Genomic DNA, 11,116 nt, shown 5'->3' with positions numbered 1-11,116 from the left:
ACCAGCCGTTATCGTTGTTTTGCTGCATCTTGTGTTCCGCTGTCATGCGCTTGCCCTGTATGCGTTTAATAAACCTGAGTTTCTTCGCCGGCGTTTTCGCCGGGTTGCCCGATGTCGCTCTGTGGGCGCTTCACGGGGGGCACCACGGCCGAAATGGCGTTGAGCGCGTTGCTCAGCACCTCGTCGTAAGGGGCTCTGGCGTCCAGCTCGATGAGGCGCGCGCCGTTGTACTGCAGGCGCACCATGGCGGAAATCTTGTCTTTCAGCTCTTCATAGCTGTGATCGGGCTTACGGGAAAACGCCGTATCGACGTCGATATCGAGGCGAATGATCAGCGCCGGCCGATAGACGGCCATGCGTTGATATAAACGGCGTTCGCGCGCCGCCAGGCGGCTCAATAGCCAGCTTTTTGCGCGCTCCACGCCGATACCGGGCCCGTCGTAGTAAAAACCAGAAATTTCCGCCTGCGGGTAGCGATCGCTGATCACCAGCACGCCGCTCTGCGCCAGCCGCCGCACCTTGCGCAGGTTGGAGGCGCGCCACAGCGAAAAGCCGTACATGATCAGCGCCGCCCACAGCGCCGGCGGCCTGTTGCTCATGCGTTGGGTTTTATCGGATTTGGCCGCCAGGCGCCGTTCCAGCCACACGCCGATGAACGGCAACTTCTTGATTTTGTCGCCGTCTTCGCCGGAGATCAGCCCTAAATAGCGCCGCTGCGTGGGGCGATGCTGCTGCAGGTTTTTCACCAGATCGGCGGTCAGCGTGGACTTGCCCGTGCCGTCGCTGCCCACCACGGCAATCAGCCCGCTAATGCAGGTGGAAGAGGAGTGCTGTTCGGCAGTGAGTTTATTTTTTTTCATCTGTTTCGGTACGAAAAGGTTATTTGTCGGTTAGGCATTGGCGGCCCTCAGCGATATTTTAACGGCGCGCAGCGATTCTTCGAAAATATGGCTGGCCGGTTCTCGGCCGTCTAAATCCAGTATGTTAGCGCCGTTAAACGTCAGGTGCGGTATGACGGCGATCTTTTCACGCAACGCCGCCAGCGAGTGATCGGGTTTGCGTGAATAGGCCGTTTGCTCGTCAATATCCAGCCGAATTAATAATAAGGGCTGATAAGACGCCATCCATTGGTACAGGTGTTGTTCGCGCTTTCTCAGCCAGCGTACCCAGCGATTGCCGCCGGCGGTTTTTGCCAGCTGCGGGCCATCGAAACGAAACCCTGCCACTTCGGCCTGCGGATAACGATCGGTAATCAGCAATGCGCCGCGGCGACTTTTCTTCAGCATGCGGCGGAATTTATAGACGCGCCAATAGGAAAGTAAAAAAATCACCAGCGCCGTGGCATTATCCGGCGGTGCGGAAGGGCGATCGTGCACGCGCTGCGACTTCTTCAGCAAATAACGCCCGAAGGGCGCGCCAATAATCGGCAGTGAACTGATCCATTCGCCGATACGCCCGGAAGACTGGCCGAGATAAAGCAGTTCGGCAGGTTCTTTTGCCGATAAGGCGTTGACCAGGCTGGCGGCCAAGGTAGATTTTCCCGAGCCGTCACAGCCGGTTATCGCTATTACGCGCACGGGCGAGCGATCAGACGAAGGTCTTATCTGCTGACTCACAATAATTGATCCAATGCGAAAAAAACTATTGTATTCCAATACGCCTTGGGTTCAAGATATTTATTGTGCTTTGCTACGATAAAATAATGAGATGGGTATTTTTGTTCGTTATTCGAATTGATATTCATGGCGTTCGTTCTTGTTATTTTGTGCTAATTGTTCGCGCGCAGGTCAGTTTCGCTTTTTATGTTAATTTCCGGAATGGCCCGCAGCGGAAAAAGAGCAGAGGTTTTTAATTTTCGCTTAATCTTTTGTGCTGTTTGGCGCTGCATTGAGGCAATTTATTTTGCGCGGCTGCCGAGCAAGGTTAAGCGTGATTTCGCTTCAAACATGGCACGCCGTTTCTGGTGTATTGAAAGAGAGTCTTATTATGAGTGCAAAATTTCCGCCGTTGATTGCGGTTATTGGCAGCGACGGATCGGGTAAGTCCACCGTTTGTGAACATCTGATCGAATATGTGAAACATTATGGCCCGGCGGTGCAGGTGCATCTGGGCAAACAGGCGGGCAACGTCGGGCGCGCGGCAGCGAAATTGCCGCTGCTCGGGCGCTCGGTGGGCAAGGCGATCGAGAGCAATACCAAAAAAGTCAAAACGAAAAAATCCCGGATTGGCCTGTTGCCGTCGGCGGTGATCATCGCGTTCGTGGGGCGGCGGCTGCTGCGTTTTCGTCGCATGCTGGCGTTTCGGCGGCAAGGGTTCATCGTGCTGACCGACCGTTTTCCGCAGGCGCAAATCCCCGGCGCTTACGACGGCACGGTATTTCCCGTCGACGTTGAAGGGAGCCGTTTTGTCCGTTGGCTGGCGGCGCGCGAGCGGGCGGCGTTCCAATGGATGGCGGGGCAAAAACCGGATCTGGTGCTCAAGCTGAATGTCAGTCTGGCGGTGGCCTGCGCGCGCAAACCCGATCACCGCAAAGCGGCGCTGGAGAAGAAGATCGCCGCCACGCCGTTATTGACGTTTGAAGGTGCCGACATCGTGGATCTTGATGCCGATCGGCCGATCGAGGAGGTGCTTTCTGCGGCGGAAAAAGCCATCGCGGAATTTATGGCGGCGCAGGGGTATCGCTATTCGACTGATGAGGTATCAACGGCTGCGCACTGAGGTGCGCATCGGTTCGGCAGGGCGGCGATGCCATTTTCGGCACCGCCGCCGCGGTCGAGAGGAAAAGGCTTTATTTTTTCAGCGCCGCAAAGGCGCGCACGATGGTGTCGATCTCTTCATCGCTGTGCGCGGCATTGACGCTGCAGCGCAGCAGGGTAACGCCCGCCGGCGCGGCGGGTGGCAGCACCAGATTCACATACACGCCGTGGGCGATCAGCTCACGCCAGAAACGCAGCCCTTCTTCCTTCGAGCCGATCATCACCGGCACCACCGGGCTGATGCGCGGCCCCAGGGTATACCCCAGCTCGGCGAGGCCGTGGTACAGGCGGTGCGCATTGCTCCACAGTTTTTCCCGCAGCTCGGGATGGCGCGCGATTTTTTGCAGCGCCGTGCGCACCGACGCGATGCTGGAAGGCGACGGCGACGCGGTAAAGATATACGGCCGGCTGCTGTAGCGCAGCACGTCCATCCCCTTGCCACCGACGGCGAAACCGCCGATCGAAGCCAGGCTTTTGCTGAAGGTGCCCAGGATGATATCCACGTCTTGCTCGACGCCCAGCGCTTCGGCCAGGCCGCGGCCGTGCTCGCCCATCACGCCGAAGGAGTGTGCTTCGTCGACCAGCAGATAGCCGCCGAGCCGCCGCTTGATGTCGACGATTTCCACCAGCGGGGCGACGTCGCCCAGCATGCTGTAGATGCCTTCCACGATAATGATCGCCTCGCGGGCCCGTTCGCCCAGGCGCACCATGCGGCGCTCCAGATCGGCGGCATCGTTGTGGCGGAAGCGAATAATCTCCGCGCCGCCGAGGGCGCAGGCGTCGTAAATGCTCGCGTGGCTGTCCGCGTCGATCAACACCACGGAGCCCGGCCCCGCCAGGGTGCTGATGACGCCCAGGTTGGCGGTATAGCCGGTGGAGAATACGATGGCGCTGGGGCGATCGAAGAATTCCGCCAGCTCCCGTTCCAGCGTCAGGTGCGATCCGTAGCTGCCGTTCGCCATGCGCGAGCCGGTGGTGCCGGTGCCGAGTGCGGCCAGGGCCGTTTGGCCGGCGGCGATCGCCTGCGCATCGAAGGTCAGGCCGAGATAATTATTGGTGCCGGCGAGGACAATCTTTTGATCGCCGATGCGGCCCTGGGTGGCGGAATACACTTCGTCGAGACAGGTGCCGAACGGATTCAGACCGGACGTTTGAAATTGTTCACGGTCATTGGCGAGCCGCGCAAACTTATCATACAGTCCCATGGCTTTTCTCCAGATAAGGGCGCAGCGCGTCAAGCAGTTGCTCAGGCGTTCTGACATCAAGCAATATATTGATAGGAATGGAGATATCTAATTCATCTTCCAGCATCATCAGCAGATCCAGGACTCTGATGGATTCCAGGCCAAGATCATTGACGAGATCGCTATCAGGTTTTATTTCCACTCCGCCTTCGACGATACCTTGCAAACACGTCAGGATATAATCCATTACAGCATCGCGATTTAGCATAAGAACGTTGACACACCTCTATTTGGAATAATTAAAACAGCCCTTCACGCAGCGCGCGCTCCAAACTCACCTGTGGAAACCAATTAATCTGTTGCGACAGCGCGTGATTGCTGGCGGACCAGTCATGATGGGTTAATTCGCGTATTTTGCTGCGCGTCAGCATCGGTTCCTGTTTGACCAGGCGGTTCCACACCACGCTGATATCCGCCAGGGCTTTCAGCAGCGGCAGCGGAATGCCTACCAGACGCACCGGCCCGTGCCGCACGGCGGCGCCGATGTCCCGCAGGCGCAGCCAGTTATAGCCTTCGGCCACGCCGTCGCACAGTTCGTAAATATTTGGCTGCGCGGGTTCGGCCTGCACCCATTGGCTGACCGCCTTGGCCAAATCGCTCACGTGCAGAAAAGAGAGCCTGGCGTCAGGCGCGCCCAGCCGGGGCAGCACGCCGCGCAGCAGGCCGTTGAACAGCGGCTTCAGCTCTTTATCGCCGGGCCCGTAAACCGCCGTCGGGCGGAAAATTCCCAGCGCGATGTCGCCCGTGGCGGCGATGAGTTGCTGCTCGGCGGCCTGCTTTGAATGGGCGTACCAGGACAGCGCCGGATGGCGGGCCGCCAGCGACGACATGAACAGGAAGCGATGGCAGCGGCCGTTCTGCCTGGCGGCCTGCATCAGGTTCAGGCTACCGGTCACGTTGCAGCGGGTGAACACCGCTTCCGCATGCCCGCGCACCTGGCCCGCACAGTGCACTACGCACTCCGCGCCGCGCACCAGCTCGGTGAGCGAGGGCCGATCTTCCAGCGTGCCGGGGATCCACTGCAGGTTGTCGATGGCGGCTTTTCCGGCTTGCCGCGTCAGGGCGCGCACGCTAAACCCTTGCGCCAGCAGTTCCTGGACGATGTGCCGGCCGATAAAACCGGTCGCGCCCGTCACCGCCACGGTGCCGCTCATTGCGCGAAACCGGCCAGCTGCGGCATTTGCGGGTAGAGCGAGGCGCTCAGCCAGCGTTTTTTGGCCTCGGCGCGGGCGGGTTTGCCCGACGACGTGCGGGGAATGCTGTGCGGCGGCAGCAGTTCGATGTCCACCGCGATGCCGAACTCGCTTTGAATGCGCGCGCTCAGCGAATGCACGATTTGCTCCCGGCGTTCTTCCGAGCTGACTCGGCACTGGATTTGCAAAATGATCCTGGCCGCCTCGTCGTGTTCTTCGGTCACGAAGGCAATCGCATCGCCGGAACGGATTTCCGGTTCAGATTCCGCGACGTACTCGATATCCTGCGGCCAGATATTGCGGCCGCGAATGATGATCAGATCTTTCTTGCGGCCGGTGACGTACAGATAGCCGTCCAGCAGATAGCCCAGATCGCCGGTGTCCATCCAGCCGGTCACCTGGATCTGCTGTTGGGATTCGTCGTCGCAGAAATAGCCGTTCATCAGGCTGGGGCCGGAAATCGTGATGTGGCCGACCTGGCGTTCCGGCAGCGGCTGCCCGGTTTCGCTGCGGATCTCGATGCGGTGGCCGGGCAACGCTCGGCCGCAGTTGACGAAGGTCGAGACGGCGCGGGTCTTCTTGCCGGGCGCGACCGCCTTGCCCTGGTACTCCAAAATATCGCGGTCGACCGCGTTGGTTTGCGGGCCGGAGCAAGGGTCGGAAAAGCTCACCGCCAGGGTGTTCTCGGCCAGGCCGTAGCACGGCATGAAGGCTTTGCTGTCGAAGTTGATGCTGCTGAAGTGTTCGCCGAACTGGCCGAGCAGCTCGGCCGGGATCGGCTCAGCGCCTACACCCGCGACCCGCCAGCTGGAGAGATCCAGATCGGCCAGCTCTTTGGCGTTGCTGCGGCGCAGGCACAGGTCGTAGCCGAACGGCGGGGCGACGGACACCGTGCCGCGATTCTTGGCGATCAGTTTCAGCCACTGCATCGGGCGCATGGCGAAATCTTGCGTGCGCAGGTAATCGACGGACAGCTGGGTCGCCACCGGGGTCAGCAGGAAACCGACCAGGCCCATATCGTGATAGAAGGGCAGCCAGGAGACGCAGCGGTCGCCCGCGCGCAGCTTGATCCCGTCGCGGCTGATCGCGTTCAGGTTCGCCATGGCCGCCCGCTGGGTAATGATCACGCCGCGCGGAAAGCGGGTGCTGCCCGAGGTGTATTGGAGATAGGCGATGTCGTCGGGCGAAGGTGCGGGCAACGCGATTTCCGGCTCCGGCAAGGCGTTAAAATCCTCGTCGCTGAGGATGTGCAGCGACGGCGCCTTTTCCGTGGCCGAGGCGATCAGCGGCGTCCACTCTTCGCTGCTGATGATTGCCACGGGGTTACAGCTGGCGATCAGCCCCTTCAGCTTGGCGGTGTAGGAGTCGCGTTGGCCGACGCCCATCGGGATCGCCAGCGGCACCGCCACCAGGCCGGCATATTGGCAGGCGAAAAAGGCTTCGACGAATCCCGCGCTGGTTTCGGCGATCAGCGCCACGCGATCACCTTTCTTGAGTTTCAGCGACAATAAACGCCGCGCGCCCGAGATCGCTTTTTGCTGCAGCGTGCGGTATTCGAGCACGGTCACAAGTTGATTGCGCCGATCGTAAAAATTCATTCCCGTATTGCCCAGCGCCGCGTAATCCAACGCGTCCACTAAAGTGGGGAAGTCCGCATAGCGCATGGGAAGAGAATGAACGGAACTTGTTTCAGACATAGACAAACTAGCCATAGATTAAAAATCACCAAAAGAGATAAAAGACTCTTGGCGAGGTAATTGATATTTTACTATGAATAGGGTTTGAATAAGTTTGTTATTCAACCATCTTCATTCCACGAACAGCGTATATTACCGTGCTTGAACGGTACGCCGGTTATTACCCGGGCAGAGTGTGGGTTGCCCGTTTTATCAGCCTTGTACGGCACCCTAGCGATATACAGGGGGCTATTGTAAGCTCCGGGTTTCGCCGTTCTTTAGCCTGAATGTGTCGGGCAGGAAATAACTGTCGACTCATGGGTTATGACCTCGTGCATGGCTATCTTAGAACTTAAACACTTCCTAAACAGTATGCCGCAAGAAATCAAAAAGTGAATGGCTCATTTAAGTTGAATCTTAAAAAGAGCATTAAGTGGTAAAAATGGCGATCCCGCTCCTGATTAAAGTCGGTACACTAAATGCGGCAGATTTCTTTTGCCCATACAGCACGAAATAATAAAAGAGCATCATTAGCGTAGCATGTCAGCGCCGCTTTTTGTTTCCCTTTTTTCGAACAATCATGGAAACCTCAGGGTAAATATCGGGCAATGAGCACGCTGATTCACCGGGGGTAATATTCGGTTTTTCTTATCGTTGAACCGGAGGCAATACACAATCCAACTAAAGAGAACAGCATAAAAAATGCTAAAGGCGTTGTCGCGCGCTTATTTAATTATTTTATTAAAACGTAAGGCTATTTATGATCCGCATTGAGAAAGTTCTGGATAAACGCGAGCTTAAAGAATTTATTGCTTTCCCCTCGTTACTGTTTCGCGATGATCCAAACTGGATTGAGCCGCTGTATTTAGAGCGCGAAGAGCATCTGTCAAAGAAGAATCCCGGCACCGACCATATCGAATGGCAGGCGTGGGTGGCCAAAAAGCAGGGGAAGGTCGTTGGGCGCATCACCGCACAAATTGATTCCCTGCACCGCGAGCTGCATGGCGAGGATACCGGCCACTTCGGCATGATCGACGCCGTTGACGATCCCGCCGTATTCAGCGCGTTGTTCACGGTGGCGGAGGAGTGGTTGAGGTCGAAAGGCGCGCGCAAAATCACCGGGCCGTTCAGCCTCAATATCAATCAGGAAAGCGGCCTGTTGGTCGAGGGGTTCGACACCCCGCCCTCGGCGCTGATGACGCACGCCAAGCCTTATTACGCGCCCCAGATAGCGCAGCAGGGCTATAGCGAAGGGATTGATTTACTTGCCTATTGGATGAAAAGAACCGATCTGCACTTTTCGCCGTCGTTAACCCGGATGATGGACCAGGTACGCAAAAAGGTGACCGTTCGCCGCCTCAACCGCAAGCGCTTTCGCGAGGAGATGCAGGTGCTGCGCGAGGTGTTCAACTCCGGGTGGCAGCATAACTGGGGGTTTGTCCCGTTCACCGAGCATGAGTTCGCCACCATGGGGGATCAGCTGAAGTTTCTGGTGCCCGACGATATGATCCATATCGCCGAGGTGGATGGCGCCCCCTGCGCCTTTATCGTCGGCTTGCCGAACATTAACGAAGCGATTGCCGATCTGCAGGGGCGGTTATTGCCGTTCGGCTGGGCGAAACTCTTGTGGCGGCTGAAAGTCAGCGGCGTGCGCACCGCACGCGTGCCGTTGATGGGCGTGCGCCAGGAATATCAATTCAGCCGCATCGGGCCGATTATTGCGCTGTTGCTGATTGAAGCGCTGCGCGAGCCTTTCGCCAAGCGTAATATCGACGCATTGGAAATGTCTTGGATCCTGGAAACCAATACCGGCATGCGGACGATTTTAGAACGCATCGGCGCGGTTCCCTATAAGCGCTACCGCTTGTACGAGAAAACGCTTTAACCGGCTGATAACGTTTCGTCTTTTAACGTCCTCAGGATAATAAGCCCGCCAGGGCATTTTTCGCGCTGGTCGTTTCACTGTTGTGCGGGCATCGCGTGAGCGAATGAATCCTCTCCTGAGGGCAAACGGTTAAGGTCTTTAATTAATAAACCCGAGATAAATTCACGGCGCGTGATTTATTTGCGGGCGTTGTCGTCGTGTTGATGAGAGCAAATGCTATGCCTGGAAATAAGAAAAAGGGAATAAGCCGATTAACCTACAGCATAAGGAACTCATGGGCCGGGGTTATTGACGCGGTGCTTACCGAAGATGCGTTCCGCCAATTATTGGTTATTAACGCCATTTTACTGGTTGTTACATTTGGTTTAGATATTACAAAAATGGAGCGACTGTTATTAATTATCTGCAGTTTCCTGCTATTGGTGGTGGAGCTGCTGAATACGGCGATTGAAACCGTGGTCGATCGCATTTCGCTGGAATTACATCCGTTATCCAAACGCGCCAAAGATTTGGGTGGCGCAGCGCAGCTGGTGGCGGTGGTGCTGACTATCGTTGTTTGGGCAACGGTGCTGCTGGGGCGATAGGGGTTTGAGTGGTTCAACCACCAGGCGGTTGTCGTGGCGATATAAGCGGTTATCATCGTTGTTTTGCGTTCAGCAAGGAGAGTAGGCCGTTATGCCCGTGAATTTTGATCTCAACGATCTTTATGCGTTTCGCGCGCTGGTGGAGTACGGCAATTTTCGGCTGGCCGCAGAGTCCATCTGCCTGTCGCAGTCGGCATTGAGCCGCAGGATTGAGAAGCTGGAAAACGCGCTGGGCATCAAACTGTTCGATCGCACCACCCGGCGCGTGACCTTGACGCTGTACGGGCAGGCTTTTGCCGAGCGTTCGGATCAGCTGCTGATGAATGTCGAAGCGGTGTTGGCCGATATCGATAAGGTCAGCCAGGAGCGTACCGGGCTGGTCACCGTCGCCACGGTGCCGTCGGCGGCCTACTATTTCATGCCCGACGTGATACGCCGCTTCCGGCTTCGCTATCCGCGCGTGCGCGTTAAGCTGATCGACGGCAGCGCAGGCAATGTCATCGAGGCGGTCACCGGCGGCCAGGCCGATTTCGGCATCTGCTTTGCCGGGCGCCTGCAGCCTAATCTTGAATTTGTGCCGTTGGTGGGGGACGTTTACGTGGCCGCCTGCCGGCGCGACCATCCGCTCGCCGCTAAAAAGAGCCTCACCTGGCGGGAGTTTTATCAGCAGGACTACGTGTCGCTGGATAAAACCTCCGGCAATCGCAATCTGCTCGATCAGCGCCTGGAACACCTCATGCCGGAGCGCCCCAGCGTGTGCGAAACTCGCCATGTGACGACCATGCTGGGCATGGTTGAGGCGGGCATCGGCATTGCCGCCGTGCCCGCCATGTCGATGCCCGCTTCAGAACATTCGGTGTTGACGTCGGTGCCACTGGTCGATCCGGTGGTGAAACGCAGCGTGGGCCTCATCAGACGCGGCGGCCGCATGCAGTCTTTCGTCGCCGCCGAGCTGGAAAAGCTGATTACTGAACAGTATCACTCAGCCTGACCGGCTGCTGCGCCGGCACGGTTCGCATGCCGGTCGCGCGAATGGTCGGCTGTGCCTGAGAGGAGGCGAGGAAGTCCAGCAGCGCTTTGCCTTCGCGGCGGTGCTCCGCCTTGGCAGTTACCGCGCCGGCGAAGCGGGTGATGTACTGCACGTTTTCCGGCAGCTCGCCGATAAAGGTGACGCCCGCCACGGGCAGCAATTCGCTGACCTGCTGGAAGCCCAGCGCGTATTTCCCTTGCGCCACTTCAGAGGCCACCGGAATGCGCTCAACCACGTGCGCTTTTCCTTTCACCTGTTCCTCGATGCCCAGCTTTTTGAACAGTTGGCCGCTGACGTAGCGGCCGCTGGCGCTGTCGGAATAGGCGAAAGAGTCGGCTTGCAGCAAGGCATTGCGCAGGTCGGCATCCGTTTTTATCGCCGGTTTGGGCGCGCCCTGTTTCACCACTATGCCAATCGGCGAATCGGCCAGCTCCACGCGCGAGCCCGGCTGGAGCCAGCCGCTTTTGTCCAGTTGGGTCAACGCGTCGCCCACCATGATCACCACATCGGCTTTCTCTCCGCGCGCCAGCCGCGCAGGGATCGCCTGCGGCGTTTTCCCCATGGAAGGGCCGGACACCAGAATGATTTTGTCGCCGCTTTGAGCTTCATATTCCGGGGCCAGTTTCTCCAGCGCGGCTTTGAAGCCGCCGGAGATCATCACGGTCAGGTCTTTGGCCAGCGCCGCCGTACTGAAGGAGGCGCACACGAGCAGGGTGATGATCGAACGAGTGAGTTTCTGCATGACATG

General features: G+C 57.9%; 11 protein-coding genes. 4 read left to right on the top strand and 7 right to left on the bottom strand.

The genetic code is table 11. The annotated features are described in order from the left end of the window. Positions 1–65: 65 nt before the first annotated feature. Together ACJ8QI_RS12650 and ACJ8QI_RS12645 are read right to left on the bottom strand one after the other, a co-directional pair. Positions 66–860, bottom strand: a complete 795-nt coding sequence (locus ACJ8QI_RS12650) for a hypothetical protein (protein ID WP_442532599.1) — start codon at positions 858–860, stop codon at positions 66–68. A 30-nt stretch (positions 861–890) separates the two neighbouring features. Beyond that, positions 891–1,616, bottom strand: a complete 726-nt coding sequence (locus tag ACJ8QI_RS12645; RefSeq protein WP_442532698.1) for a hypothetical protein — start codon at positions 1,614–1,616, stop codon at positions 891–893. A 370-nt stretch (positions 1,617–1,986) separates the two neighbouring features. Here ACJ8QI_RS12645 and ACJ8QI_RS12640 point away from each other — a divergent pair, with 370 nt between their 5' ends. After that, positions 1,987–2,718, top strand: coding sequence for an ATP-binding protein (locus tag ACJ8QI_RS12640; RefSeq protein ID WP_060420300.1), 732 nt, complete (start codon positions 1,987–1,989; stop codon positions 2,716–2,718). Between the two features lie 70 nt (positions 2,719–2,788). On the opposite strand, the gene spt is transcribed toward ACJ8QI_RS12640, so the two are convergent. Genes spt through ACJ8QI_RS12620 form a run of 4 tightly spaced genes read right to left on the bottom strand, consistent with a single transcriptional unit; the run spans position 2,789 to position 6,890 of the window. Beyond that, the gene (gene spt, locus ACJ8QI_RS12635) at positions 2,789–3,961 is read right to left on the bottom strand and encodes a serine palmitoyltransferase (protein WP_442532598.1); all 1,173 of its coding nucleotides are present in this window, start codon (positions 3,959–3,961) and stop codon (positions 2,789–2,791) included. After that, positions 3,948–4,208 (bottom strand): acyl carrier protein, encoded by a 261-nt coding sequence (locus tag ACJ8QI_RS12630; protein ID WP_019453571.1) that lies wholly within the window; start codon positions 4,206–4,208, stop codon positions 3,948–3,950. Before ACJ8QI_RS12630 ends, spt begins: the two co-directional genes overlap by 14 nt. Before the next feature lie 31 nt (positions 4,209–4,239). Further along, positions 4,240–5,154 carry an NAD-dependent epimerase/dehydratase family protein gene (locus ACJ8QI_RS12625; RefSeq protein WP_060439470.1) on the bottom strand — a complete coding sequence of 305 codons (915 nt, stop codon included), beginning with the start codon at positions 5,152–5,154 and terminating at the stop codon, positions 4,240–4,242. Further along, positions 5,151–6,890, bottom strand: coding sequence for a fatty acyl-AMP ligase (locus ACJ8QI_RS12620; protein WP_442532597.1), 1,740 nt, complete (start codon positions 6,888–6,890; stop codon positions 5,151–5,153). Before ACJ8QI_RS12620 ends, ACJ8QI_RS12625 begins: the two co-directional genes overlap by 4 nt. Before the next feature lie 739 nt (positions 6,891–7,629). On the opposite strand from ACJ8QI_RS12620, the gene ACJ8QI_RS12615 reads away from it, so the two are divergent. The 3 genes from ACJ8QI_RS12615 to ACJ8QI_RS12605 all read left to right on the top strand — a co-directional run bounded on the left by ACJ8QI_RS12615 (position 7,630) and on the right by ACJ8QI_RS12605 (position 10,329). Beyond that, entirely contained in the window at positions 7,630–8,754 is a 1,125-nt protein-coding gene (locus tag ACJ8QI_RS12615; protein WP_060420308.1) for a DNA-binding protein, read from the top strand. A 218-nt stretch (positions 8,755–8,972) separates the two neighbouring features. Beyond that, positions 8,973–9,338, top strand: coding sequence for a diacylglycerol kinase (locus ACJ8QI_RS12610; RefSeq protein ID WP_072265422.1), 366 nt, complete (start codon positions 8,973–8,975; stop codon positions 9,336–9,338). Positions 9,339–9,429: 91 nt separating this feature from the next. Beyond that, positions 9,430–10,329: a LysR family transcriptional regulator gene (locus ACJ8QI_RS12605; RefSeq protein ID WP_442532596.1), complete on the top strand. Its 900-nt coding sequence runs from the start codon at positions 9,430–9,432 to the stop codon at positions 10,327–10,329. On the opposite strand, the gene ACJ8QI_RS12600 is transcribed toward ACJ8QI_RS12605, so the two are convergent. Then, positions 10,304–11,110 carry a substrate-binding domain-containing protein gene (locus ACJ8QI_RS12600; RefSeq protein ID WP_336842707.1) on the bottom strand — a complete coding sequence of 269 codons (807 nt, stop codon included), beginning with the start codon at positions 11,108–11,110 and terminating at the stop codon, positions 10,304–10,306. The genes ACJ8QI_RS12605 and ACJ8QI_RS12600 overlap by 26 nt on opposite strands. Between the last annotated feature and the right edge of the window lie 6 nt (positions 11,111–11,116).

The sequence above is a fragment of the Serratia sp. CY84636 genome (assembly GCF_052166245.1).
Lineage (GTDB): Bacteria > Pseudomonadota > Gammaproteobacteria > Enterobacterales > Enterobacteriaceae > Serratia > Serratia nevei.
Note: the sequence above shows the minus strand (reverse complement) of the source record. Positions and strands in the feature narration are given on the sequence as shown.

What these genes read in the sequence shown, in the direction of transcription:
- ACJ8QI_RS12650 (WP_442532599.1), bottom strand. Translation starts at nt 860, where the DNA reads ATGAAAAAAAATAAACTCACTGCCGAACAGCACTCCTCTTCCACCTGC.
- ACJ8QI_RS12640 (WP_060420300.1), top strand. Translation starts at nt 1,987, where the DNA reads ATGAGTGCAAAATTTCCGCCGTTGATTGCGGTTATTGGCAGCGACGGA.
- spt (WP_442532598.1), bottom strand. Translation starts at nt 3,961, where the DNA reads ATGGGACTGTATGATAAGTTTGCGCGGCTCGCCAATGACCGTGAACAA.
- ACJ8QI_RS12630 (WP_019453571.1), bottom strand. Translation starts at nt 4,208, where the DNA reads ATGCTAAATCGCGATGCTGTAATGGATTATATCCTGACGTGTTTGCAA.
- ACJ8QI_RS12625 (WP_060439470.1), bottom strand. Translation starts at nt 5,154, where the DNA reads ATGAGCGGCACCGTGGCGGTGACGGGCGCGACCGGTTTTATCGGCCGG.
- ACJ8QI_RS12620 (WP_442532597.1), bottom strand. Translation starts at nt 6,890, where the DNA reads ATGTCTGAAACAAGTTCCGTTCATTCTCTTCCCATGCGCTATGCGGAC.
- ACJ8QI_RS12615 (WP_060420308.1), top strand. Translation starts at nt 7,630, where the DNA reads ATGATCCGCATTGAGAAAGTTCTGGATAAACGCGAGCTTAAAGAATTT.
- ACJ8QI_RS12610 (WP_072265422.1), top strand. Translation starts at nt 8,973, where the DNA reads ATGCCTGGAAATAAGAAAAAGGGAATAAGCCGATTAACCTACAGCATA.
- ACJ8QI_RS12605 (WP_442532596.1), top strand. Translation starts at nt 9,430, where the DNA reads ATGCCCGTGAATTTTGATCTCAACGATCTTTATGCGTTTCGCGCGCTG.
- ACJ8QI_RS12600 (WP_336842707.1), bottom strand. Translation starts at nt 11,110, where the DNA reads ATGCAGAAACTCACTCGTTCGATCATCACCCTGCTCGTGTGCGCCTCC.